Here is a 26484-nt window from a genome sequence, read left to right as displayed (position 1 = left end):
GTCGCGGCCTGGGAAAGTCACCGCAACAGCAAAACGAAGAAAATTAACTGGCAGTTCACAACCGCTGACGCCAGGATCAAGCTGACGCGACTTTATCCGAATTTATAACTGTTACAAGGTACTAGGGGCATTGTTTTTTCTATAAGTAAAAATGATTACAAACCGTTTTATAGCAAAATCGGAACTATAACCCTTGAGAAAATAAGTATTGATAATTTAGAAAAAGTCCTAGTTAATTTTCCTCATATGAAAGACCCTTTCCTAGATATGTTATCTAGTGAAGATGTGGGTGTTTTCGTAATGCACAATGATATTGTAGTTGGTTATAACTGGAGAAAAGATTTTAATACTTCGAAGATTATCAAGTCTGATGGCTATCTTCCCATTTCAGGAAAATGCTCACACCTTCATTGGGCTAGAGTTAAAAAAGATATGAGAGGATTGGGTTTGCAAAAGCTTATGTTGACATTTTTAATTGATCATGCATATGAACAGGGCATAGTAAACCTTTATACTGATGTTGAAATAAATAACATAGCAGCATTACGGGGAATAAATAAAATTGGGTTTAAAAAAATATATAGGATTTTGGTGTTAAGGACTAAATTAAATTGGCGCACTATTACTATTAAGTACTAGTGTTGAATAGTTTTTATTTTTGAGATCTTTATGCAAATCAAAATTTTAACAAACGATTTTCTTTGCCTTGTAGAAATTGAATACATAGCTAAATTGTTTTCATCAATTTTAGTAGCAGAAATTATAGTTCAATCATGCGATGTGCCACTTGCTGATGGCGAAATTTCTGTTGGCTATGTAGATAAAAAAAACGAACATCTTCTTCCAAAGTCAACCAAAGTGAAGATGTTACCGGATACGGATTTCTGGGAGAGCTACGCGAACGGCAATCAGGTTGAAATAATCAAACGAGAAGTAAATGATTATTCAATTTTTCAATCGGTCAGAAACACACGTCAAGATGTTTGTGATGAGTCTGGTTTTGCAACGAGCCAGGACATTGTCCTGTCAAGCTTCTGGCTGTTAAGCAGGTTCGAAGAATATACAAGTACCGAAGAACTTGATCAGCATGAACGTTTTAAATATACCAACAGCCTGTTATATGAAGATCTCGGCAAATCCCTGGTGCATCTTTATGCTAAACAGTTAGCGCTATGGATAAAGGAGCAATACGGCATCAGCATTCCGTTGCGTTCCGAGGGGATGGAAGCGGTCATCAGCCACGATATTGATGTGCCCTACTATTTCGGTAAGGCCAGATCGGTGCTGTCAGGTGCGAAAGCAAGGCTGAATTCAGAGGGGGTAGGGAGTTGTGCTGACCACCTGTTGAGCTATGTCAAGGTTCGTTCCGGGTTGGAAAAAGACCGCTATGCGACCTTCGATTACATCATGCAGACCCAGGCCCAGCGTGGCATCAAATCCACCTGGTTTATTCTGCTCTCCGACAACCTCTGGGGGTTGGATCATAAAAAGTACGCTAAACAGTTACAGGGTATCGCTGCTGCCGGTCATGAGATCGGTTTGCACCCCGGTTACGATTCGTATTTGAACCCGGAAAAACGCAGCGCTGAAAAAAAAGCGATAGAACAACTTTCCGGTAGCCTCATCACCGGGGCAAGAAGCCATTTTCTTCGCTTCAAGATCCCGGAATCCTATCGGGTTAGTTATGACACCGGATTGACGTACGATTCCACCCTGGGCTTTGCTGAGCGCGAGGGGTTTCGCGCCGGCTTTTGCTCGCCCTTCAAGCCCTTCGATTTGCAGCAACGTCAAACCGTCGATATGCTCGAAATCCCCATGGCGATCATGGACGGCACTTTTCGTGATTATCAGCACCTGCAACCGGCGGAGGCCGAAGTGCGGATCAAAGCCATGATCGATCATGTGGCCGATATCCATGGAACCATCGTGTTTAACTGGCACAATACCTTTCTCCTGGCCGAAGAGCCGGGATGGAGAAATGTGTACGAAAACAGTCTGGATTATCTGATCGAAAAAAATGCGGTTTTTTCTACCGCGAATGATCTGGCGCGCAAGTGGAGTGAACGATGGTAGTAGCAGGGGAGGGGGATAAAACAGACAGCGAAGCTGGCGTAACAGAACATAACATCCTGATGCTCTGTTACTATTATCCACCCTTAACGGATGTCGGCTGCCGTCGCAGCGTGGCTTTCTCCCGCTATTTTAAAAAATACGGCTGGGACCCGACGGTGTTGAGTGTCAGTAACCCTGACCCGATCTTCTGCCGGGTTGGTGCTGATGCTCCCCCGCAAGGTGTTGATGTTCATTATTGTCGTTCATGGTTTAATACCTACTGGGTTCTTGGAAAAATAAATGGCCTGTTGGCAAAAATTCTGCGGCCGTTCGGTATTCAGCTAAAACGCAACCATTTTTACGACCTGATCCATATACCCGATCTGTTCTGGGGGTGGATACCTGCGGCAACCATCACAGGTTATCGGCTGATCAGGAAACGGGACATCGACCTGATTTATGTCTCCTGCTCGCCCTTCAGCTCCGCCGTTGCCGGCGTATTGCTCAAAAAACTCACCGGCAAGCCACTGGTTCTCGATTTTCGCGACCCCTTTGCCCTGGAGGTGCCACCGTTCCCTCTCAACGATGTGCCGACCTATCGGCGCAAGATCAACCGCAAGCTGGAAGCCTGGTTGCTGCGCCATGTCGATGTTTTTGTGGTCACGCCGGATGAGATCAGGCAACGTTACATCCAGCAGTATCCCTGGATCCGCGATAAAATCAGTACCATCTACAACGGCATTGAACCTGATGATGTCAAGGTGAATGAACGCGAAGAATTTTCAAAATTCACCATCGTCTACGGTGGCAACTTTTATTTTGACTATATCAAGTCCGATGTGTTTTTTCAGGCGCTGGCTTACTTGAAAACTGCTGGTAATCTTGCCGCTGACAACTTTCAGTTTCTTTATTACGGTGGCGATGGACAACGGATCAGCGACAAAGCCAAAGAGTACGGTATAGAAGACCTGGTCATCACTGGCGGGATGATACCCTATCAAAAAATGCTCAATATCCTGGCCGGGGCGGATTTGCAGTTGTTGCGCATTGTCGAGGCCAACATGGGGACCAAAATTTTTGACGGGTTGGCTCTCAATGTGCCCATGCTGGCAACCATTCCCGAGGGTGAGCCCAGCGATATCGTCCGCAAGTACAGCCCTGAGTCCTACCTGGTCGGAACACAGGACGCCGACAAGGTAGCTGCAGCTATTATCACTGCCATGGCCAAGCCTGTAGATCGTCAGAAATTGCAATTTCAGCCAAATGCCGATTTTCTGAATGATTTTTCCCGCGAGGCGACCGCAAGGCAATTGATGAAGATCATCGATAAATTTTCTAACAACCGACCTTATTGTGCCTGACGGCATGTGTTTTTTTAAAAAATTCACCTCATTTGATAATTGCAGAACAGAACTTTCATGAATTTAAAACAAAAAGTTATGTCCGGGCTTGCCTGGTCAGCAGCAGGTAGATTGCTGGCACAATTGTTCACCTGGTGTGTCACCATTGTGGTCATACGGTTGCTATCGCCTGAAGATTATGGGCTGATGGCTCTTGCCGCTGTTTTTGTAGGGTTTCTCGCGTTATTGAATGAGATGGGGTTAGGTGCTGCTATTGTGCAGCGAAAAGATATAGAACTGTCGACACTAAGGTCTTTATTCGGACTTGTTTTGTTAGTTAGCTTGCTACTGTATTTAGCATTATTTTTCTCTGCACATTTGGTTGCAGATTTTTATAATGAACCACGATTAGTGCTTTTGTTAAGGGTTGTAGCTCTAGGTTTTTTGATTAATATTTTTGCTCTGATACCAAGGGCACAATTGCAACGCGACATGCAATTTAGGCAAATTGCGATTGTGGATTTTTCTTCTGCAATATCCGGTTCTATTGTAACCCTTGTCCTTGCCTGGATGGGTTTAGGTGTTTGGGCACTGGCTTGGGGTATGTTGACTATTCGGTTAATATCCACTGTTGGTTTCAACATAGCTAACCCTTTTTTCTGTTTGCCGAGTACGAATTTTAAGGGAATGAAGTCTTTTATAACATTTGGGAGCTATGTTACAGCGGGGGGTATCGTTTGGTATATATCTTCTAATTCCGATGCCTTGATCGTCGGAAAAAATCTTGGAAAAGATCTTTTGGGTTTTTATTCTGTTGGGTTAATGTTAGCAACTTTGCCTATGGATAAGGTATCCGGAATTATCAAACAGGTTGCTTTCCCTGCCTTTTCCAACATTCAAAATGATATGGAATTATTCCATCGCCATTTTTTGAAGGCGGTGAGGGTTATGAGTTTTGTGTCTATCCCTGTACTATGGGGTATTTCGTGTGTTTCACCGGAAATTATCCAGGTGTTTTTGGGTAAACAATGGCTACAAGCGGTTCTGCCAATGCAGATCATCGCAATTGTTATACCCTTGCGGATGATCAGTGGCATCATGTCGACGGCTGTCTTTGGGGTAGGGCGCGCTGATATTTCCTTTTATTTTTCTGTAATCCATTCTACTTTTTTACCAGCCGCTTTCTTCATTGGAGCACAATGGGGCTTATTGGGTGTCAGTTTGGCTTGGCTATTCGTGTTCCCACTGGTTTTTACATTGCAGATGCTGCTGACAATCCGGGTTTTGAAGATTGAAACTTTATCAATTATTAAAGCATTTTCAATACCCTTGTTTTCCGGTATCATAATGTATGCATCGGTTTTTGTCTTGAGGAGCTTTAATGTTTTTACTTTAAATATATTACAAATGCTTCTTTTGATCTTGGGTGGGGCACTTACTTATACGATAACAACACTCATCTTTAATCGAAATGGTCTTCATGAAGTGATGAATCTTTTAAAAAGATAGGTAAGGTGATGATATGTTTGCTGGCATAGTCTCTTTGAATAAAAAAAGTTTTGACGATAGATCAGTTAATGAAATCAAGAATGTATTCCCTGCAGATTCTGAATTGGAGATTATCCAGAATAAACGTGAAAATTCTTTTTTTATCCGCGCTAGTACCAAAGCGTTGTCGGAATATTCAGGTGTTATTAATGATGAAATAGGTAGTTTTTCTCTGATGGCTGGCGAGCCGCTACTTACGCAGTCAGGTATTGAGAATGATCATATTGCTCTAACAATTGCTTTGAGGGATTGTAAATACGAAGATTTTTCAGATGTCAGAGGAGTTTTTTGCCTTGCCAGTTTTCAAGATTCGGAAGAGCCTGAATTGGTTTTGTGTGCTGATAAGTTGGGCATCAGACCCCTTTATTATTGGACAGATGGTGATTGTGTAATTTTTTCTACAGCGCTTAAGGTATTAGAAGCTGTCTCAATGATACCTCAAGATGCAGATCGGTTGGCGCTATCTGAGAGATATGCTTTTGGGGTCCCATTAGCAAGTCGAACAAAATATAAGCACATTAAGATTTTAAGAGAATCTGAAGTTGTTAGATTTGCTGCTGCCAAATGTGAATCAACAACATATTGGCAATGGGATGAAATCGAACAAATCAATATTACCAAAGAGGAAGCCGCCGCTAAGGTTTTTGAGCTTTTTAAAGGCTCCATACGTTTAAGGTTAAACAATGATTCATGCGCTCTTTCATATCTGAGCGGTGGTATGGACTCTCGCGCAATTGTTTCCGTCCTTAATGAACTATGTGATCAAGTCCATGTTTTTAATTTTTCAGATGAAGGACAGCAGGACACGACTTTTGCCAGAGAGTTTGCCAAAAAAATAAATTGCTCATTTCACGAAAAACCTACACCTGAAAAACCATTAGCTCAAATGACTATGCCAAAAATGGCTGCGTCGGTGAAACAGATATCTGAACAAGCAAAAATCAAAACAACACGCCCTAAAACAATATGGTCTGGTGATGGGGGAAGTGTCGGATTGGGTTGCGTCTATTTAAATAAACAGATCGTTGAAAAATTCCGCTATGCAGACAAAAAAGTTGCTATTCAATATTTTCGAGAAAAAAATATTCACGGTTTACCTTTGCGATTTATGAGAAAAGATAGACAGAATGAGATGTCGACCCTTCTCGATAACACTATTTCTGAAGAATTGAATAGAATTAATTGTTCAGATAAGGGCCAGCAAATTTTTTTATTTCTGATGTTCAATGATCAGCGCAGACATCTTCACAGTTTATATGAAAACATCGACCAGCATGCTACAGAATATCAACTTCCTTTTTTCGATTCAAAACTGCTTGAATTTATTTTTTCTATCCCTGTTGACTACAGACTAAACCACGAACTGTATCACGAGATCTTCAAGCTCTTTCCTTCTTCTGTTACCAGCGTCCCCTGGCAAACATATCCAGAACATGTTCCTTGCCCTCTGCCAATAGATAGCCGCCTGACATATCAATGGAAAAGATCACCTGTGCCATTTTCTTATAAGTTTAAAAAGCAAATGAGAGAAGGTATAGAAGGCATAAAGTTGGGTCTTCATTCAAAAGGTTTAGATCCTTTGTGCCGTTATAAGTTTTTATTAGCGACGGTTTTACATTTATTATCGCTTCGCAACTACGGTTATATTATCAGCGCTGGTAAAATATACAGCCTTAATAATAAAAAATAAAATAATGCATAGAGATTTAACAGAAAAATCAACATCTGTTTTTTTCCTATTTTGTCTATGGACATTTGTTCTTTTGTGTCGTCCACAAGATCTTTTTCCTGTTCTCGCCCCTTTGCGACCAGCCTTGGTACTTAGTGTTTTGACTGTAGCCGTTGCAATTTTTCAATCTAAATACCTCCCTGGCCCACTGTTGTCTCGTGAGCGGCAAATTAAGTATTACCTTGCTCTTTATTCAGTCATGGTTTTCGGCATACCCTTTTCACTTTATGCCAGGTTGTCCTTTGATCGAGTGTTAACAGAATATATTATTATCGTTGTTTTTGTCGTTGTCTTATATAAAACAGTGCATACAATTGAACGGTTATATAAGGTGTTGCTGGTCGCCTGTCTTGGTAATGGCCTATACGCCTTTTACGCTTTACGTGGATTTGTACCAGGGTCAGAGCGACTAACTTTTGGAGCGATGTTTGACCCTAACGACCTTGCGTATTTTGCTTTAGTTTTTTTGCCCTTTTTTTTATTGTTTTTCAGTAAAAAAAATAAATTTATCATACGTTCATTGATGATCGTTTTTTTTTCTTCTGGTGTTTTGTTAATTCTCTTATCCGGTTCAAGGGGTGGATTGATTGCTTTTGGTGTTTCGATGGTTGTTTTTTTGTTGATAACCACAACAATAAAACGCTCAGCAAAGTTTTTAGTGGTTTCCGCGTGCGTATTTTTTATTGCTTTTGCCCCTTTGAATATTGAACGTTATTCAACGATGTTGAATCTTGAAGAAGATTATAATGTTACGTTGGAAGGTGGGCGGATTGATATATGGAAAATTGGCTTGAAGGCCTTCATAGAAAACCCCCTTACCGGAGTGGGTGTCGGTAGTTACAGTATCGCTGTAGGTTTGGACCGACAATCTCGAGATTCAACCATGCGTGTTTGGCAGACTGCGCACAATTCTGTTGTCCAGATTGGCACAGAAACAGGTGTCTTCGGTTTAGTGCTTTATTTAATGCTTTGCTTTTATGCTGTTGGTATCTTTTTAAAAGTACGAAAATATTCGCAGGATATTCAGCTGGTTAAAATAGCCGAAATGAGCCTGGTGGGTTTTGCCGGGATGTTTACCGCCGGACTTTTTTTGAGTCAGGCTTATTCTACTTATTGGGCCTTCTATGTTGCAATTTCAGCTGTCATGAGCCAACTGTTGTTAAAGGCAAATATCACTCTAAAGGAAAATAATTAGCGGTATGAAGCCCAAGGTGTTTATTAGTATAGCTACAGCAGAAATAGGTGGCCCGGGCAAAGGGTTGCTGCAGTTTTTTAAGTGTGGGGGGATGGAAAAATGTACCCCATTAATCACCGGCTTCGGTCGTTATGATCAACAACCAGGTGTGTTTGAGGCTACTGTCAAAAATTACAATTTTCCATTTGTACGCCTTATTCAGAGTATTACTTATGACCCAAGGCTTGTATTCCAGTCATTGCGAATTATAAAAGATTTTAAGCCGGACATCTTGCAATCCCACAGTTATAAAAGCCACGTTATCTGTTTTTGTTTGAAAATAATTACCGGTACCCCTTGGATTGCTTTTTTTCATGGTTGGTGTACAGGCGGCTTTAAAATAAAGCTTTATAAATATCTGGATAAATTCCTTTTCGGTTTTGCTGATCGGGTAGTGGTTGTCTCTAATGGGATGGCCAGTGGCTTGAACAAGAGGTGGATAGGTAAAAATAAAATTTACACCATCTATAACGCTGTTGATCCCAACGAATATGCTCTAACTGATTCAACCAGCAATATCAGGGAGCAATATGGAATATGCAGTTCGGCCCCTTTGATAGGGGTGGTTGGAAGGTTCAGTCACGAAAAAGGACATTGTTATTTTGTCGAGGCCCTGCCCCAGATCATTAAAAAAATCCCTGGTTTAAAAGTGTTGTTTATAGGTGACGGACCGCTACAAGAAGAAATTCAGCAGCAGGTTGATCAGTCCGGCCTTAAATCTCACGTCATATTTACCGGTTACCAGAGCAATGTGCAAAACTTCTATCGTGAAATTGATCTGCTTGTGTTGCCATCCTTAAGTGAAGGTATGCCCAACGTTGCGCTGGAGGCGATGCTGTTTGGCAAACCTGTGGTTGCCACACGCGTCGGCGGCGTCCCGGAGGTTGTTGTCGATGGGGAAACAGGTATATTGGTCGATTCGCAGAATGCGGAACAATTATCAGCAGCTGTTATACGGTTGTTTAAGCATCCTGAGATGCTTCGTGATTTTGGTGTTTCCGGTAGAGAACGAGTCCTCAGCGAGTTCAACCCTGAGGAGCGGGTCAAAAAAATTGCTGCCCTTTACGAGGAAGTGCTGGCCACAAAAATGAAGTTTCAGCAAGAAAAAAGTTACACTAAAGGTGAGAGCAGTGAATAATAATCATGTAATGCAATTGATTAACGTTTTTGACTTCGGCGGGGCAGAAAGTCTGGCACTTAACATCTGCATACATCTAAACAGTGCAAAAATATGCCAAACATCTGTCTGCGCCCTTTTTGGCGGCAGAGGCCCTTTGGTAGATCATGCCGAGAACAACACAGTCAATGTGCATTGTTTTACGCAAAAGAATAGAGGGCGCTTACAGGTGATGTGGGGTCTTTATCGTCTGTTTAGGGTGCAGCATGTGACCGTTGTCCAGGTGCATGGTGCCTATCTGCTTCAGTACGCTGCCTTGCCGGCCAGGCTTGCGGGTGTCAGAATCATCTACACCGAGCACGCCAAGTATTCGTTAAGTCAATCCAGTAAATTAAAACGAAATACTCGCTATCTCAGCCGCCTTGCCGATAAGGTTGTATGTGTTTCGGAAAACCTGAAAAACTTTATGATCACCGATGTCGGTGTGAGTGCTTCACAGATTGAAGTGATTCACAACGGGGTCAATCTGTCCGCTTTTCAAGTCGAAAATAAAGAAAAATCAGTTAAAAAAAATCAGGATAAACTGATCATCGGCACCGTGGCCAGACTCTCCGAACCCAAAGATCACGGCAACCTGTTGCGTGCCTTTGCTGAAGTTGTCAATAAAAGACCGGACGTGCGACTGATGTTGGTTGGCGATGGGGAGTTGCGTTCCGATATTGAAAGCATGATCCAACAGTTGGGCTTGAAATCATATGTCGACATGCTTGGTCGTCGTAGTGATATTCCTGAGTTGTTGGTTAAAATGGATATTTTTGTTTTACCTTCAAAAAGAGAAGGTTTTCCGATTGCTGTCCTTGAAGCAATGGCTTGCGGTAAACCGGTTGTCGCGACGAATGTTGGAGGTATGAGTGAAATTATCTCCAACGGTGAGGAAGGGATGATTGTCCCGCCGGAGAACAGCGATGAACTGGCAAAAGCGATACTGAAGTTGGTTGCTGATGAAGGTCTCAGAACAAAGATTGCGGTGCTGGGGTATCAAAAAGTTATATCTTCTTTCAGTGAACAAGCCATGATGGAAAAATATATGAACCTGCTAATGCCATCGGGAAAGTGTCATGCAAACCTTCCTTCGTAAAGCACTACTGAAATGGCGTGGATCGAAGAGATATGATTATCTTCGTGAATATGAACAGTTGCAATGGCAACCGTTGGAAGTGATTGAGCAATATCAGTTTGATAGAATAAAAAAACTCTTTAATCATGCGTATGACACGGTGTCTTACTATCGTCAGGTGTTCGATGACCTTGGTATCCACCCGAAGGATATCAAAAACAGATCTGATGTTGCCCGCCTGCCCGTGTTAACCAAAGATATTATCAGGTCGCATAGAGGGGAGTTAGTGTCTGCCACTTTCAAACCGGAACAATTGTTCAAGCTTTCCAGCGGTGGTTCTACCGGCGAGCCTTTGCACTTTTATTCCCACCTCGAAGCCTACGAAAAGGCCCAGGCACTGTTTATGCTGGGTTTAAAAAATTCCGGATGGAACGAGAATGAACGATTGATTTCCATCTGGGGTAATCCCGGTGATTTTACGCAAAAAACTGGAATGAAAGAACGGTTTAAAAAGAGCCTTTCAACAACCCTTAATTTGAATGCATATCAATACGACAGGGATATCATCAATGGGTGGATTGAACAGATTCTTGAAAAGAAGAATACGTTCATTTATGGTTACGTGTCTGTCATGCAGAATGTTGCCGAACACATCATTGAAAACAACATTTCCGTTACCAACGTCAAGGGGGTCATGACGTCGGCAGAAAAGCTGCACGACTGGCAAAGGAGTCTTATTCAAAAAGCCTTTAACTGCAAGGCATTTGATCAGTATGGCAGCAGGGAGGTGCCGGGTATTGCCTCGGAATGCCCTGCCGGAAAGATGCATCAGTTTCTGCATTCCGCTTATGTTGAGTACCTGCCTGTGCCCGATCATCCGGAAAACCTGTGCAAATTGGTTGTGACCTCGCTGGTCAACGATGCGATGCCTTTTATTCGTTATGAAATCGGTGATTTTGCCATGCCGGGGTCTGGGCAATGTTCCTGTGGCAGAGGTTTCCCTTTATTGGACATGAAAATAGGCAGGATTGCTGATAGATTCTTGACTTCAAGAGGCAAGACGATTTACGGAACTTTTTTTGTCAGACAAATGTACGATATAGAAGGAATAAAAAGTTTTCAGTTCCACCAGATAAATCCCCAATTTATTCGGCTTAGTCTGATAAAAAACCATAACTTTAATGATGCTGAAGCCCAAAAGATCTTGCGTATTGAGTCTAAAATCAAGCAGGCTCTTGATTGGGATGATTTGACGATAGATGTGCAATATGTAGAACAAATACCAAAAACCATCGGCGGTAAACACCGTTATATCATCTCAGATGTCACTGGATAATATGAATGAATAACATCCCCACCATCATGTATCATTCAGTCGGCGTTCCTGACCCTGATTGGATATGGAACCAGCTGACTATTCCATTTGACCTGTTCGCAGATCATATTCGCTGGCTCAAAAAGAAAAATTTCAGCACTATCGACTTTGCCCAATATTATCGCCATCTGCTACATGGTGAAGCATTGCCTGCCAACCCGGTGTTCTTGAATTTTGATGACGGTTATCTCGACAATTGGGTTTATGCCTATCCACTCCTGAAAAAATATGGATTTAAAGGCACCATTTTTGTTAACCCTGAGTTTGTTGACCCATGTGAAACACCACGTAAAAACCTGGAAGACGTATGGTTGGGACGTTGTTCCTTAGATGAGCTTCAATCTCAGGGATTTTTATCCTGGGCTGAAATGCGTAAAATGGAAGAAGATGGTGTGATGGATATACAGTCTCACGCCATGACCCATACCTGGTATTTTTCCGGACCCGACATTGTTGATTTTCGACATCCAGGTGACAACTATATGTGGATGGACTGGAATGACCATTCCGACATAAAATGTCACTATTTGAACAAGGATGCCTCCAAAATCCCACATTGTTTGGGTACGCCCGTTTACCAGCACGGTAAGTCTCTGGAGGTAAAGCGTTATTATCCAGACGGTGCTGTTAAGAAACATCTCGAAGCTTTTGTTGCGAAGCAGGGTGTTGATTTCTTCGATAATAACAACTGGAAAAATGTGCTGCAGAAGGAAGCAGTGGAGTTTATGTCAACTTGTCGCACTGAAGGGCGCTATGAAACGGATCAGGAGCGCCGCGTCAGGCTGCATTGGGAGCTTGGTGAGGCCAAGAAGATTATTGAGTCAAAATTGTCTAAACAGGTGACTTTTTTATGTTGGCCCGGTGGCGGATATGATCCGGAAGCGATAGAAATATCGAAAGAGTATTACCTTGGTTCTACGGTGGGTTCTCGGGATAAAACTGGTTCAACCTTTCAACCTGTAGATGGTCATGTCAGAATCGAGCGTATTGGCTGCCCCTATATAGAGCGCAAAGGTAAAGTGATCTATACCGATGGTAGGTACCTGTATCACTTTATCCGTGAATATCAGGGAAGCTCTAAACACAGATTGCTTCGAAGAAGTCTTAAGTTGGTAAAGAGTTTTTTTTAAAAAAATCATAGCCGGAGTGCATATGAAAATACTGGTAACGAATGCAAACAGTAGAATGGCCCTTTGTATCACCAGAGCATTAAAGAAAAAAGGCCATGATGTCGTCGTAGCCGATTATATAAAAAACTCAATGTGTTTTTTTTCAAATAAAAAATCAGATTATTTTATTTATCCCTCTCCGTATTCTGACCCAGATGGTTTTATTTCATTTATTTTAGAAAAAGTTAAAACACTAAATATAGATGTTGTTTTTCCGGTACATGAAGAAACCTTTCTGCTTTCAAAAAGAAAAAGCGAAGTCGAAAAGCATGTGGGATTAGCCGTACCTGATTATGAGCCATTCCTGACCGTACACAATAAAGATAAGCTTTATGATGCCTTGATACAGCAATCAATTAAGACACCAAAGACCTTATATCTGAAGGATTTTTCAGACTACAATGAAATAAAAATGAAGTTACCTGGCAAGGTTGTTTTAAAACCGAGGCAGGGTGGGGGCAACTGGGGAATATTTTTTCCTGACCCTGTTTTTTGCTACAACGAACAAATAAAACCGTATTTAAAAGATTTAAATGTTGATATTGCCAGAGTTCTCGTGCAGGAATGGATTCCAACCCAGGAAAAGTACTCTCATGTCGTTATTTACCAGAATGGACAATTTATTCAGGATTTTGCTGATATTCATGTCCGCGATTTTCCCCTCAGTGGCGGATCGGGAGTGTTGAGAAAAACATGTGATGCTTCGCCGATGACTGAAATTTCTAAACACCTTTTTGATGATATCGGGTGGCATGGTATGGCGGAAGTTGAATATGTCAGTCATGCTGAAACCGGTGAATTTTATCTAATTGAAATAAATCCAAGAGTCTGGGGTGGGGTCAATAGCGCTATTACATCCAGCCTCGATATTGTCGGTATGTATCTGGACATAGCTGTAGGCAAACGAGCTATGCCAGGCTGTTATAAAACCGATGTGCAGACCAGATGGTTTTGGGGGGATATGCGGGTTTTTCCAGAATATTTCAATAAAAGTAAAAGCAAATTTGGTGCGGCAGGGCATTACTTGCATCTTCTCATTGATAAAACCAAAACTGATGAATTTTACTGGGATGACCCTATGCCTTTCTTTGCCTGGCCTTGTCATACTCTTTATAAAATGTTCAAAAATAGAGGATTCCAACCCGTCGCGTACGATAGTCTGACTGGTGAGTGGGACTGATCAAAGGTAGGTATATGTTAGAGCTTGAACTTGTTGATAAAAAAGATGAAATTGCTGTAAATAGTTTTATTTCCCAATCAAAAAATAATAATTTCAGGCAAACAACCTATTGGGGTGAAATTAAAAAAGCTTCAGGCTGGCACTGCGCATGTTATGCCTTAAAAAAAGATACTCAGATTGTAGCAGTGGCTACAATCCTGATTCGCAAGCTAGGCCGATTACCTTTCTCCCTTATGTATTGCTGTCGCGGACCGATTGTCGATTGGAGCAATAGTGAAGTTGTTGAAGAACTTTTTAGTCAGCTTGGAGGGGTAGTTAAACGTCATAATGGTTTGTGCCTGAGGTTTGATCCAGAACCTGATGAATGGTTTGAAAAACAACAGATGTTATTGAAGAAACATCAGGTGTTTAGCATCCCGGAAAAGGTGACAGTGTGGAACAGGGCGGTTTACTCAACGAGGGTGTTGCTCAATGAGAGTGAGGAGCAATTGTTTCATAAAATGCGACGTACACACAGGCAAAATATAAATAAAGCTTGTTTATTGGGCGTTTCTTTTGTTGGTAGTGCTTTGCCCGACGATAAAGAGGTTTTTTTTAATTTGATGTGCGGTCTTGAAGAACGACGTCACTCGTTGATACATTCTAAAAATTACTATGATACGATTTATGAGAACACTGTCGGTCAAAACAGGGGCACATTTTTAAAAGCCATATACAATGATGAAGTGATTTCCGGCCTTGTTGTTACAATAGTTGGTAACAGAGCCTGGGCTCTTTATCTAGCAAATGACTACAGCTACAGAAAACTGATGCCAAACAAATTGTTAATGTGGGAATCAATAAAAATAGCAAAAAAAGCTGGATGTACATTTCTTGATTTGGGTTCCACTCAGGGGACTGAAGGTTTTAATCCCAATGAGGATAATTTAGATATGCTTAAGTCAGCTTACAGGCCTGTTATTGTAAATTTCCCTGGATATTTTGATGTCCCGGGAAAATACTATAGGCTATTTAGGATTGCAGAAAAGGAATTGTTTCCAAAAATTAATTATATATACTATAAGGCACAAAGAATTTTAAGTACTTTTAAGAAGAAATGAAATAAACAATATAATTTATTTTCAATAAAACAGTAAAATTTTTACACAAGGGCTTTTTATGGATTTAAAAGATCAATCGACAAATAGGAGAATTTTATTTTCTGGGAAATTCAAGGAAAAATCTTATAGATATTTCCATAAATTAACTGAAAAACCTGATTATTTTAAAATTTCAGAATTATTATTTCAAGCTGGTTTTGATCTGATTGAGAGTGTCAGACAAAAAAAAATAGTTGAATTTTTTGCTCGCCCTAACTTATGTGCTCAACTCGACAATATATTGATTGATCAACATCCAAATTATCGAATGTATTATCACAACGAAAAAACAAATAGTACGGTTGGCATGCAAGTCGGGATAGACATCATTAAAAATAATCAGAGATATTATCCTATTGATTTAAATTTGAAAGCTTTTCTTGGAACTGAAAGAAGGGTGCTTTATGAAGATGAAATAGACCCTCTCTTTTCTAAGCTGAAACAGGTTGCAATAAATAATAATTATAAAACCGTCGTATGTATGGATGGTCATTGGGATAAATTTTATGTTGATGAAATTGAACTTTTAAATAAGGGCAGTGTAGTGAAATTTATCCTAGCGAGCCAAGGGCGTCATGGTGATAAAAGAATCAAAAAGATGTTGTCACTACCGGACCCATTGGCCCCAGACACTTTATATGTGGTTTTTGACCCCAAGCACACACCGCTTGATTATTATATTACAAACCAAACTTGTACGAGTAAATGGCTTAGTAACTATATAGACATAAATAACTCTTGTCTTGGATTTGTTGATGCCTATGAAAAGTTTTCTGATGTGCAGATTTCCGAAGATTCTGATAACTGGCCCAATTTGGTTATCAAATTAGGTGGTGGTGGTTCTGCAGATTTTGTGAAGGTTGCAAAAGTTAAAAACATATCAAACGAAGGGATTGATAGTTTTTCTGAGGAAGCACTGATCAAGTTGTTTAATCTTGGGTTCTATATGAACCTTAAAAGGTGGGCCGGGCAGCAGCATAAAATGTTATTTCAAAAGTTTGTTAAACCTGAAGTCAACAATGAAGGTTTTGCGCAAATAATCAGATCGCACATGTTGATAGCACCCGGCATATCAACAGAACTTTCAAGCTACCAGATTGTTAGTGATGCACCTATACCTGATAATTTGGATTTTGGTATAGTCAAAAGCGACTCCCCTTATATTGTCAACTTTGCAAAAAAAGCCCACTTTGAACCGCTATGCAGTGATAAATTGCTAAATATAGCCTTAGGGCAGTTTGGTGATGTAATACATAAAGTAATAACAGATAGGTTTGTTATTGCTTGATTCTGCTGGCCCTGGGTAGGCTCATGTATGAATTCAATCAGAAACTGAGTCATATTGAAAAGTGCAAAATTTTGATTTCAGACCTTTAATGCAAAAATTATTAAAAAAAAACTTTCTAAAAAATGAGAATAACTTTATACTCAGAATTTCTTGGCTTTTTTGTGTGAATATTACTCCCGTTTGAAGTAATTGATAAAGGGTGATAGTTTAGTTGAGTTCTTTTCTATTGATCCTATGATGCTCTCGCAAAAACTCGCCAATTGCTGAGTTGTTGCGCTTATTTTGGCGCTTTGACGTACGTAGGTACGCCTCATTGCTCAATAAACGCGCGCCTTTCAGTTGGCGCTTTTTGCCTATCCAGCCAAATTGATACTTTTTGCGACGGCATCTAATTTAATATTAGTATGAATAATCAGACTAGTAAGTAAATAAAAATGAAAAGTGAGGTTATTTATGAAAAAAATTATATTTTTGACTATTATTCTTTTTGTCTTAGGTACTAATTCTTCTTTTTCCTTTATCAATTTTGATTCTGAAGGCAAATGGAGTACGAGTTTTGAGTATGGTCAAGAATGCGTCAAACATTGGAAGTTTCATGATGAGATCGGATACTGTAAGGATGTTGCTAACGATGGGGCAACTTGGACGGGTTATCCTCAAGCTTATCAAGAAGATAACCACACGATTGAAAATCTTACACACATATCCGCGAGTGCCGCTAATTCAGGTGGTTACGGCGCACGTTTTTGGAATTGGGATGGAGTAAACAGTCACACTCCGACTGTGGGTGTCATTTTCCCCTCACCTCAAACAGAACTGTGGATTCGTTGGTATATTAGATACCAAGAGGGTTATCGGTGGGAAGCTTTAAACTATGAGAAGAATCTCTATATCTACACCGCAGACAGATACCCTGCTGTAATAACCGGGGCTTTGAATGATACTTGGTACATTGCATCAAGTGGCCTGCCCCAAATCGGGCAGAGTCAAAATGTAATGTCAAACAAGACATGGGCTGATGTTATGGGCGGCCCTTATTCGCATGGTCAGTTTTTGGCAATTGAAGTTTATCTTAAAATGAATTCTGCTTTGGGGGTAGCAGATGGTGTGGCGAGGAAATGGATAAATGGTGAATTGGTTTTAGATCGCAACGATCTACAACATTCAGGAACCAACGCTAATGCTTTAAGCGGCTGGATGAATTTTGGATTCAACGAAAATCAGTCTGAAGTTGGCAATCAAAGAGGGCCAATAGGTATAAACCGTGCTTATATTGATTATGACGATATGGTCGTTTACAACCTAACGCCACCTAACTTAGACGCCCACGGTTACCCTTTTATTGGCCCGATGAGTTGGGGTAGTGTTCCTGTGACTACATCTCTTGAGGCCCAACCGATAACAGAACCAAAATCTTTTACAATTAGTGGTTTGCCAACTAAAGGAGATCTCCTTTTAACGGAAAACTTTCAAGATAATAACTGGTCATCCAGAGGATGGTATGATGCTACTGATTCCACCGGTGTTACATCCGGCGGATACTCTGGTAATGCACTGCGTTGGGATTGGATGGCCGGTGCGACGAAGCCAACTGGATTTTCAACCATCCGTCGTATAATGGCTGAGCCTGTAGAAGAATTTATTCTTGAATATTACGTCAAGTATGACTCAGGTTGGCGAGGTTCCGGGCTTGCGTACCACCCACATACCTTGCACATGGTTTCATCTGAAGACACCATATACCAGGGCGGAGCTAACTCGAACAGTGCGTTGTATTTTTCGCAAGTATCTGGTACATCTGCCCCCTATGCTATTCAACCGAGATTCGGCCATCAGGATTCGATGCGCGTTAACACATCATTTGGCACACCAAGAAATGACCTGACATCCACAACAGAGGACAGGTCAGCCAATCTTTGTAATACTCCCCTTGCTGCAGCAGGTGCTGATTATGGCGATTGTTATAGTATGGGCGGTGGGGCTTATTATTCATTCAGCGGGTGGAGGTCCCCTTCAGTTGTAGTGCCTAATGATCAATGGGTTAAACTTACCTATTATGTTAAGTCCAACACTGTTGCTAATGGGACGGCAAACTATGACGGAATTGTTAAGGTTTGGGTCAATGAGGCTTTAGCAATAAGCAATGAATCGGCATTGTTAGTTGCCGGTGGTTATGGTGGTGCTACATGGGATAAATTCATGATGGCCCCTTATATTGGTAATGGTTCCCCGGTTAACCAAACCATGTGGTTGGATGAGATGCGTGTTTGGAGGGTTGCCGAAGGTTCTGCAGGTGTTGTTGCACCGACGCCGTTATTGCGGTTAGTTCAATAAAGCGAAGAAACAAAAGTCCGGCCTGGTTTGATCTGGCCGGACTTTTGCGTTATAGATGTTTTCGACGACATTCCGCTCAGCAGCATTTGTTGGTTTAGAATGTCGAACTTTAACGGTCAAGTTGTGAAGTTTGTTGCCGCTGATTGTTCGCCAGCGTCCCCTAGATAAAAAATTTATATACGATGCATCGCAATTGCTGACGAACGAATTTCGAACGCTTTTTACATGACTTCAAGCCATTTAGCTATGAATATTTAAGGGTACTTCTACTGATGAATATAACCTTTTCCGCCTCCACTGAGCTGCCCAAGCTGGCTTGGTTGGCCAGGGTCCACTCTGTGAAAGCTCGTGTTGAGTTCCTGCACGGGCAATACGTGGAGCGAACGGATTCGTTTCTTGTCGAAGGCGCCTGGAACGGCCACTTTGCCGATGGAGACTTCGCGAACAGCAACTGCATGTTTGGCACGGGCGCTATTGTGAAGGAAGGCAGCATCTTGTTTGTAACGTCCGCCTCGACCACGGACAGCATCTATTGGCGCCAGACGGATTCCGCAGTTATCGTATCCAACTCGCTCCCCTTTCTTCTCGCTGAAATCGGTGACGAGCTGGATCCCAAATTTCGCCAGTACGATGAGATAAATGAAAGCATGATGAAGGGTCTTTTACAGTACAACAAGATGATTCCAACCTTGCAAGGCTCTATCAATCGTTTGGTGTACCAAAATCTGCAGGTATCCCTCGATTCTGTGAACGTAGTCGATAAGCCCCAAACGCCCTCCTTTTCCTGCTTTCAAGAATATTACGATTTTTTGCGTAACAACTACGCCAAAATTGTCAGCAACGCGCGCGACCCATCGCGTTCACACCCTTTAAAAATATACTCCACCCAGTCTCAGGGATATGACACGACAGCTGTTAATGGCCTTGCCAGGGAATTTGGTATTGACAAGGTCTTTACCGTCAGCAAATCTAAGGGTGGTGGTGCTTATGTTTATCATGACAAAAGAGAAGAGATGGATGATGATGGGACGGAGATCTGCAACCATTTGGGACTCAAAGTAACACAAATCGAGCGTCGTGCATTCGAACACGGCTTCCCGGAAGAATATATCTTCCATTCTGCGATCCATAGCAACCAGGACGCTAATTTCCTGGGTATTGTCCGGCAAATTACATGTTCGTCTTTATTGTTGACTGGTACTCTCGGGGGAGTTTGGTTCCCCGAAGGTCGCCTCAAGGCACATTTTTTTCCAATTGACGATTCACTCAAGCTCGGGGATCTCGGATGCCATGGACTTTCGGAGGTTCGCTTAGAAGCGGGATTCGTACAGTTGCCGGTTCCGTTCATTGGTGCACGGAGCAGGGCTGATATTGTCCGTATCACTGAATCCAAGGAAATGAATCCTTGGCGGCTAGGAACGGACTATGATCGCCCTATTCCACGCCGCATCGCCGAGCAAGCCGGCGTGCCGCGTGAGTTATTCGGACAGCGGAAGATGGCATCTGTGACAGAATTCCCGAATCCAGGGGTGCCGCATTCAGCCGAACTTAAAAATTTATATTTCGAATACCTCGTACGTGAACGGGTACTCGCGCGCTGGCAGCTTTACCTGTTCCCTCTCGTTCATCGTATCAACACCTGGATTGTATTCAGAAATTTTTCTGGACATAAATACATCTACTATTTCGAACGAATAGTTTCCCGAATCATTAGGCGTAATTGGCGTATCCCTTCGCTTTGGAAGAGACTAAATGGGTCGTTGTACTGTTTCTGTGTTAATAAGCGCATAGAGGACTATAAATCCTTTCTTCGCTGACGTGAATGATCATTTTTTGACCTATCTTATTGTTACAAAGTACAAGCAGAGATGGCAGGGTAAATCCAAGTTGTTTTTAACAGCAAACCATCAAAAAAATTGATAGAATCTTCGGAAAATTCGATACTTTTTATTTTTCAAAATGGAAAATTACCTTTAGCTATGAGTCGGACTTTGTTTTTTTGATTTGGATCAGTCATCAGTGAAAAAAAAAATCCTCATCATCGGTAGCGGCCTGGCCGGGTCATTGTTGGGCAATGAATTGGGTAAAAACCATGATGTCACCCTCCTTGAAAAAGGGCCGCACAACAGCATTACCTACCCGCAACTTCACTTTCACCACAAAAAATTCGCCGAAGTGCATACCTGCTGTTACGGTGGCGGTGGCAGTACCAATCTGTGGCACAATGGGCTGATCCCGATTAGAACTGACGATGTTGTAGGTTCCGAGTTTCGCGAGGTGCTTGGGCAGGCACAAAGTTACATTGATCAGACCGCCGCAGCCCTCTTTTACACCGGAGCATCTTTTAGCGAAGACCACCGACAGCTTGTAAACAATGCCAACTCCCTACTCCCCACTACCTATTCCCCATCCTCATCCCCATCCCAGGGCATTGACTGTCTGGTATATCCGAAAAAATTCCGGAGGTTAACGCTGTCAGCTGCGGTGAAGGCCATCTTTGATGTTGAAGCCATCGATTTTGTTTATCGCGATGGACGCATCAGCAAGGTCAACTATCGGGTTGCGGGGGCGCAGCACGCGCTGGAACCGGATGTTGTTATTGTCGCGGCGGGGACGCTGGGGACACCGGGAGTGATTCAGAAAGTGGTAAGAGCTGCCGGCATGTCAGATGAGTCGGTGGGGGTTGGTTTTATCGATCATCCCATGGGTTTTGTCGGTAAGGTTAAAGTAAAAAAAGAACTATCGAGCGTTATTAAAAAACTTTCCGCCTGGGATCGTGGTGATTATGTCAGCCGCAATGCGGTACGTCTGAAAAGTGCCTGCGGCAAGTATACCGCCTGTGCTTTTTTCCGCCCGGCTTTGACCATGGATAACCGCCTGTCAATCTACAAATACAAATCCTCCCTCGGCGCCAGCAACGGTATGGCACGGATCAGGAACATCTTTTCCTGGAAGATATTTCACCCCGATATGATTGCGGAAATATTCGCCCATCTCTTTGGTGTGAATATTCCCAGCCGTATCTATAACATTCTGTTGATTACCGAGCAGAAACGGGGGGGGAGCAGGGTGTATGAAGAGGATGGTGCTATCCAGGTGAAGTGGACGGTTACTGACGACGAGCTGGCAACCTATCGTGCCATGTTGAAAGACCTTGAGGGGATGCTGGGGGATATCGCTGATGCCATCAACATCAACACCAACATCACCAGCGACTGGCTCTGGTCGGCTGCGCATCACTCCGGGACGATTTCGTTGGGTTCAGGTGAGGATGATCTGGTGGATACCAACTTGAAGCTGAATTGCTGTGACAATGTGTATGTGTGTGACGGGTCGGTGCTACAGGAACATAGTTACGCGAATACGGGGTTGGCGATTGGGCAGTTAGCGTTTCGGTTGGCGGATCATTTGAACAATAAAATCTTGCCTCGCGCAGAGCACGCAGAGATCGCGGAGAAAACCTGAAAAAACTTTTTTGGGGTTAAAGGCTTTAAGCCCTGAGATCCTTGGTTTGAATTTCTTGGCGCCCTTGGCGTGCTTCAGTGAGTGTAGCGAACGGGCGCGAAACAAGAATTTAAAACCTGCCTCTCGCAACGACGCAACGTAGGGCTAAAGGCAACATTTGCGGGCACGGATACAATCTGAAGAATCTGATTGTTTTTAGCCGCAGATGAACCTCAGATTATCGCAGATTGGGTCAACGTCAAAACCTGCTGGGGGGGTAAACCTATAACCATTAACCTAAAACCTAAAACCGGTTTAAAGTCTTGAGTAAGTGAAACGAACGGGCGAGAGATGGAGGCTTGGTTGATGGTCTAGCAGTTCTGAATAATCAGGGTTGGTGCCGTGGCAAAGTAAGAATCGTTGGTGTCGAGAATATATCTGCGGTTACCATTCATCTCTTAGTTTCCGTTGTGTCGCTATAGCATCACCGTCCCAGGAGAGTTTGCCGCATAATTCTGAGAAAGTTTTGTTTTTTTGACGAGGGGGATTTTTGGCCGGACGGCGTTCCAACAGGTATTGATAGTAGCTGAGCAGTTCACGGCGCGATGCCGGGGGGAGAGCAGATATATCAAGTTTTTCGTTTGTTGTTCCCATGGTGTCCTCCGTATCTAGAAAAATTACCACAGCAATGTCGAACTGTAAACTATCATAGCTTTTGCAATAATCCAGACAGCCTCGCGCAGAGATCGCAGAGATCGCGAAGAAAATCAGATAAGCTAAAATCTGAAAATCTTTTTTTGGGTTTAAAAGCCTTAAATCATAAGTTCCTTGGTTTGAATTTCTTGGCGCCCTTGGCGTGCTTGAGTGAGTGTAGCGAACGGGCGCGAGTAATAGATCTAAAACCAGCCTCGCGCAGAGCACGCAGAGATCGCGGAGAAAACCTGAAAAAAACTTTTTTGGGGTTAAAGGCTTTAAACCCTGAGATCCTTGGTTAGAATTTCTTGGCGCCCTTGGCGTGCTTGAGTGAGTGAAACGAACGGGCGAGAGGAATGGTTTTAAAAATGAAAAAAGTATTAGTCACTGGCGCGACGGGGTTTCTTGGGCGGCGCGTTGTTCTTCAGCTTGTCGAGCAGGGTTTTGCCGTTCGTGCCCTGGTCCGTCAAACATCCAATATTCAGGGTTTGCATCTGCCAGGGGTGGAGTTTGTTTACGGGGATGTTACGAATCTGGGTTCTTTGCAGCTGGCCTTTACCGATATCGATTACGTCATCCATGCTGCCGCCGGCACCAGCGGTACTGAAGAGCAGATGCGGCGGGTGACGATTGAAGGGACGCGCAATATTCTTGACCTGTGCCGTCGGTCTGCTGCATGCAAGCTGGTCTATATCAGCTCTTGCTCGGTGTATGGCATTGCCGGGCAACCTGATAGTGCGCTATTGGATGAGTCTGCTCCGCTGGAAGCTCAGCCACAGCTGCGGGGGGCTTATTCCTTAACCAAACTCGAAGCGGAAAAACTGGTGACGGCTGCGATGGAGCAGGGGGATGTTATTGCTACGATACTTCGCCCCGGCACCATCTACGGCCCCGGTGGTGAAAACTACACACCGATGGTGGGCTTTTCCCTTAAAAACAAGTTGTTTGTGGTGATTGATCGTAAGGGCTTTGTGCTGCCGTTGGTGTATGTTGATAACCTGGTCGATGCGATCATTCTGGCGATGACAGCAGATAGCAGTAGCGGGCAGGTTTACCATGTTGTCGATACGGACCAGGTCGACAAAAAAACCTACATGAACACCTTTATCCGTAAGCTGCATCCGGGCGCGGTATGTCTGTATTTTCCGTATAAGTTGTTTGCGGCGATTGTTGCGGTTCAGGAGAAGGTGTTCGGGGTGTTGAGGCGGGAGCCGGTGATTAGTATGTATCGGCTGGAATCATCGCAGAACCCGGTGGTGTATGATGTGGCGAAAATCAAAAGTGAGCTGGGGTGGGAGCCGGGGGTGGGGTTTGGGGAGGCGGTTGAGGAAACCTTAAAATTTTGCCTCGCGCAGAGCACGCAGAGATCGCAAAGAAAACCTTGAAATCATTTTTTTTGGGTTAAAAGCCTGAAAACACAAAAAAGAGCATTTCTTGGCGTCCTTAGCGTGCTCGAGTGAGTGAAACGAGCGGGCGCGAAACCAGATTCTCAAAATCGGCCTCGCGCAGAGACCGCAGAGTTCGCAAAGAAAACCAAAAAGTCTAAGGTCTGAAAATATTGTTTTTCTTGGCAAGGCTGGTGTGTGAACGCATCAAAGGTGCTGCTGACGGTTCACGGCTTACCGTTCACTAAAGCCTCATTTACAAATAACATCGCGTAGCGATGGACCAATGACGCCACGAAGTGGCAGACAAATGACACCGCGTAGCGATGGACAAAGCACAAATGCGCTGGATTACGATTTCCTATCTAATAACGTTTTTATTTTCTGTCGAAGGTTCGGCAGGTCCTGTGTTGCTGTTGACCAGACGGCATCAATGTCGACACCGAAATATTGGTGAATCAGTTTATCTCGCATGCCGGCCATACTCCGCCACGGAACATCCGGTGCTGATCTGCGGGTAAGTTCGGACAGGTTTTTTGTTGCTTCGCCGATAATTTCCAATTGTCGGATTACGCCATCCTGAAAAAGTTTTGTGTCACTAAATTGTTGATGGCTGACGCCGCATAGATACTCGTTGATTTGTTCAATGGCTTCAGAGATATGTCGAAGATAAACGGTGTCTTCTTTTTGAGTCATTGATAGACAACCTTGAGTTCTGCTTTAATCCGGTCAATCAGATGGGGGCTGATAGCCTTTTCAGTCAGTAGATCGACTTTGATGCCAAGGCTGTCCGATAGTTCTTGCTCAATGCTGACCAGGGTAAGAAGGCTCTTTGTTTTGCGAAAGTCGACCAGTAAATCAAGGTCGCTGTCGGGTCGATCATCTCCACGTGCTCGTGAGCCGAAAATACCAATACGATCAGCATCGTGCTTTTTCAGTATTGAAATTAACGTATTTTCCATTTGAGTAGTCATGATAATCTCCAAGAGGGTTCTTGCTTATATTTATAACAGAAATCAGGGGATAAAACAGCTTTAGAATAAGAACCTGAAATAAGGTTGCTCTTTGGGTTAGGGCTTTAGACATCAGACTTTATCTGCGTTGATCCCGTCAAATGCTTTTTCTGACTGGATAAAAATCTGATTAAGTTCGGATAAAGGCATGAAGGCAAGATCTTTTTTTGGTTAAAGGCTTTTACAATCAGACTTTATCTGCGTAAATCCAGTCAAATGTTTTTTTTCTGACAGGATGAAAATCTGATGAAATTCGGATGAATGCATTTAAGTATTAGCCTTTGTCATTGTTAAATCTGTCAAAAAAGGGGAGGGGGGAGATAATGGATCATTCTGATCTGACTGAGAAGATTATTGGTTGCGCTTATAAGGTGTACAACACCATGGGATCCGGTTTTCTTGAGACTGTTTATGAGAAGTGTTTTGCTATTGAATTGCAAAAGGCTGGCGTGTTTGCCGAGTTTCAGAAACCCGTCGATGTGTATTATGATAATCAACATGTTGGCAGTTATGTTGTTGATGTCTTGGTTGAGGATACAACGATCGTTGAACTGAAAGCTGTTCGCACTTTGACCGCAGCGCATGAGGTTCAGTTGGTGAATTATCTGGCTGCAACGGGGAAGACGATAGGGCTTTTGATCAACTTCGGTGAGAATAAGGTTGAGGTTCGGCGTAAAGTACTGCGTTTTTGACAGGATGAAAATCGGATTAAATTCAACACCTGTTTTTGGGGTAAGGCTTTTACAATCAGACTTTTCTGCGTAAATCCCGTCAAATGCTTTTTTTCTGACAGGATAAAAATCTGATGAACTTCGGATATATGCATTAGTGCAAGGTCTGTTTTTTGGTTAAAGGCTTTTACAATCAGACTTTATCTGCGTTGATCCTGTCAAAGGCTTTTTTTTTGGACAGGATGTAAATCTGATGAACTTCGGCCTTTTTATGGGTAAAAGCTTCTACATCAGATTCTATCAGACCTTTATCCTGTCAAAAAAAAGGTTCAAAGCAGTGTATTCCTTTTAACGCAAAGTTTAAGCAACCTCTAAAGGGCGAACTTCTTGTTGAATCGTCTCTATGGTTTGTTGTGCTACTTTCAGATCGTAGCTGGTTTGCAGGTTCATCCAGAACTGAGCTGTGGTATTGAAGTACCTTGCCAGTCTAAGGGCGGTATCAACACTTATCCCGCGTTTTTCACGGACAATATCGTTGATCCGTGGAGCGGAAACACGCAAAGCTGTTGCCAGCGCATTGGCGCTCATGCCTAAAGGAATAAGATACTCTTCCCGGATGATTTCGCCCGGGTGAACAGGCCTCATGTTATTCATAT

The 26484-nt window shown here is 42.8% G+C and carries 22 protein-coding genes; 18 read left to right on the top strand and 4 right to left on the bottom strand.

The genetic code is table 11. The annotated features are described in order from the left end of the window. The first annotated feature begins 246 nt into the window (after positions 1-246). The 16 genes from ICT70_RS01575 (at position 247) to ICT70_RS15150 (ending at position 22087) form a co-directional block, all read left to right on the top strand. The gene (locus ICT70_RS01575; RefSeq protein ID WP_337906512.1) at positions 247-639 is read left to right on the top strand and encodes a GNAT family N-acetyltransferase; all 393 of its coding nucleotides are present in this window, start codon (positions 247-249) and stop codon (positions 637-639) included. A 225-nt stretch (positions 640-864) separates the two neighbouring features. After that, positions 865-2073, top strand: coding sequence for a polysaccharide deacetylase family protein (locus ICT70_RS01570; protein ID WP_191153622.1), 1209 nt, complete (start codon positions 865-867; stop codon positions 2071-2073). Then, on the top strand, positions 2067-3413 hold the full coding sequence (locus tag ICT70_RS01565) for a glycosyltransferase (protein ID WP_191153621.1): 1347 nt from the start codon (positions 2067-2069) through the stop codon (positions 3411-3413). The genes ICT70_RS01570 and ICT70_RS01565 overlap by 7 nt, the downstream gene beginning before the upstream one ends. A gap of 57 nt (positions 3414-3470) precedes the next feature. Beyond that, complete coding sequence (locus ICT70_RS01560) at positions 3471-4901, top strand: lipopolysaccharide biosynthesis protein (protein WP_191153620.1); 1431 nt, start codon at positions 3471-3473, stop codon at positions 4899-4901. Positions 4902-4914: 13 nt separating this feature from the next. Then, positions 4915-6630: an asparagine synthase-related protein gene (locus ICT70_RS01555; RefSeq protein ID WP_191153619.1), complete on the top strand. Its 1716-nt coding sequence runs from the start codon at positions 4915-4917 to the stop codon at positions 6628-6630. Positions 6631-6634: 4 nt separating this feature from the next. Continuing rightward, entirely contained in the window at positions 6635-7864 is a 1230-nt protein-coding gene (locus tag ICT70_RS01550; protein WP_191153618.1) for an O-antigen ligase family protein, read from the top strand. A 4-nt stretch (positions 7865-7868) separates the two neighbouring features. Continuing rightward, positions 7869-9041, top strand: coding sequence for a glycosyltransferase family 4 protein (locus ICT70_RS01545; protein WP_191153617.1), 1173 nt, complete (start codon positions 7869-7871; stop codon positions 9039-9041). After that, complete coding sequence (locus ICT70_RS01540) at positions 9034-10158, top strand: glycosyltransferase (RefSeq protein ID WP_191153616.1); 1125 nt, start codon at positions 9034-9036, stop codon at positions 10156-10158. The genes ICT70_RS01545 and ICT70_RS01540 overlap by 8 nt, the downstream gene beginning before the upstream one ends. Further along, positions 10139-11473 carry a phenylacetate--CoA ligase family protein gene (locus ICT70_RS01535; RefSeq protein ID WP_191153615.1) on the top strand — a complete coding sequence of 445 codons (1335 nt, stop codon included), beginning with the start codon at positions 10139-10141 and terminating at the stop codon, positions 11471-11473. Before ICT70_RS01540 ends, ICT70_RS01535 begins: the two co-directional genes overlap by 20 nt. Positions 11474-11478: 5 nt before the next feature. Then, positions 11479-12642 carry a polysaccharide deacetylase family protein gene (locus ICT70_RS01530; RefSeq protein ID WP_191153614.1) on the top strand — a complete coding sequence of 388 codons (1164 nt, stop codon included), beginning with the start codon at positions 11479-11481 and terminating at the stop codon, positions 12640-12642. Between the two features lie 22 nt (positions 12643-12664). Further along, on the top strand, positions 12665-13861 hold the full coding sequence (locus ICT70_RS01525; RefSeq protein WP_191153613.1) for a carboxylate--amine ligase: 1197 nt from the start codon (positions 12665-12667) through the stop codon (positions 13859-13861). Between the two features lie 14 nt (positions 13862-13875). Then, positions 13876-14961 (top strand): lipid II:glycine glycyltransferase FemX, encoded by a 1086-nt coding sequence (locus ICT70_RS01520; protein WP_191153612.1) that lies wholly within the window; start codon positions 13876-13878, stop codon positions 14959-14961. A gap of 58 nt (positions 14962-15019) precedes the next feature. After that, the gene (locus ICT70_RS01515; protein ID WP_191153611.1) at positions 15020-16288 is read left to right on the top strand and encodes a hypothetical protein; all 1269 of its coding nucleotides are present in this window, start codon (positions 15020-15022) and stop codon (positions 16286-16288) included. 453 nt (positions 16289-16741) lie between these two features. After that, the gene (locus ICT70_RS01510) at positions 16742-18622 is read left to right on the top strand and encodes a hypothetical protein (RefSeq protein ID WP_191153610.1); all 1881 of its coding nucleotides are present in this window, start codon (positions 16742-16744) and stop codon (positions 18620-18622) included. A gap of 272 nt (positions 18623-18894) precedes the next feature. After that, positions 18895-20439, top strand: a complete 1545-nt coding sequence (locus tag ICT70_RS01505) for a hypothetical protein (protein WP_191153609.1) — start codon at positions 18895-18897, stop codon at positions 20437-20439. 202 nt (positions 20440-20641) lie between these two features. Beyond that, on the top strand, positions 20642-22087 hold the full coding sequence (locus tag ICT70_RS15150; RefSeq protein ID WP_191153608.1) for a GMC oxidoreductase: 1446 nt from the start codon (positions 20642-20644) through the stop codon (positions 22085-22087). 423 nt (positions 22088-22510) lie between these two features. Here ICT70_RS15150 and ICT70_RS01495 read toward each other — a convergent pair whose 3' ends face one another. Next, positions 22511-22720 carry a hypothetical protein gene (locus ICT70_RS01495; protein ID WP_191153607.1) on the bottom strand — a complete coding sequence of 70 codons (210 nt, stop codon included), beginning with the start codon at positions 22718-22720 and terminating at the stop codon, positions 22511-22513. 407 nt (positions 22721-23127) lie between these two features. Here ICT70_RS01495 and ICT70_RS01490 point away from each other — a divergent pair, with 407 nt between their 5' ends. Then, positions 23128-24144: an NAD-dependent epimerase/dehydratase family protein gene (locus tag ICT70_RS01490; RefSeq protein WP_191153606.1), complete on the top strand. Its 1017-nt coding sequence runs from the start codon at positions 23128-23130 to the stop codon at positions 24142-24144. Between the two features lie 351 nt (positions 24145-24495). Here the strand turns inward: ICT70_RS01490 and ICT70_RS01485 are convergent, their stop codons facing one another. After that, positions 24496-24840, bottom strand: coding sequence for a HepT-like ribonuclease domain-containing protein (locus ICT70_RS01485; protein WP_191153605.1), 345 nt, complete (start codon positions 24838-24840; stop codon positions 24496-24498). Continuing rightward, a complete protein-coding gene (locus ICT70_RS01480) occupies positions 24837-25118 on the bottom strand; it encodes a nucleotidyltransferase family protein (RefSeq protein WP_191153604.1) in 282 nt (93 codons plus the stop codon). The genes ICT70_RS01485 and ICT70_RS01480 overlap by 4 nt, the downstream gene beginning before the upstream one ends. Before the next feature lie 362 nt (positions 25119-25480). Here ICT70_RS01480 and ICT70_RS01475 point away from each other — a divergent pair, with 362 nt between their 5' ends. Next, positions 25481-25849: a GxxExxY protein gene (locus tag ICT70_RS01475; protein WP_191153603.1), complete on the top strand. Its 369-nt coding sequence runs from the start codon at positions 25481-25483 to the stop codon at positions 25847-25849. Between the two features lie 339 nt (positions 25850-26188). Here ICT70_RS01475 and ICT70_RS01470 read toward each other — a convergent pair whose 3' ends face one another. Next, positions 26189-26482, bottom strand: coding sequence for a HigA family addiction module antitoxin (locus tag ICT70_RS01470; RefSeq protein ID WP_191153602.1), 294 nt, complete (start codon positions 26480-26482; stop codon positions 26189-26191). Between the last annotated feature and the right edge of the window lie 2 nt (positions 26483-26484).

The organism is Pelovirga terrestris (assembly GCF_014773365.1).
Classification (GTDB): domain Bacteria; phylum Desulfobacterota; class Desulfuromonadia; order Desulfuromonadales; family Geopsychrobacteraceae; genus Pelovirga; species Pelovirga terrestris.
The sequence above is the reverse complement of the archived record's forward strand: the minus strand, read 5'-3'. Positions and strand labels throughout refer to the sequence as shown.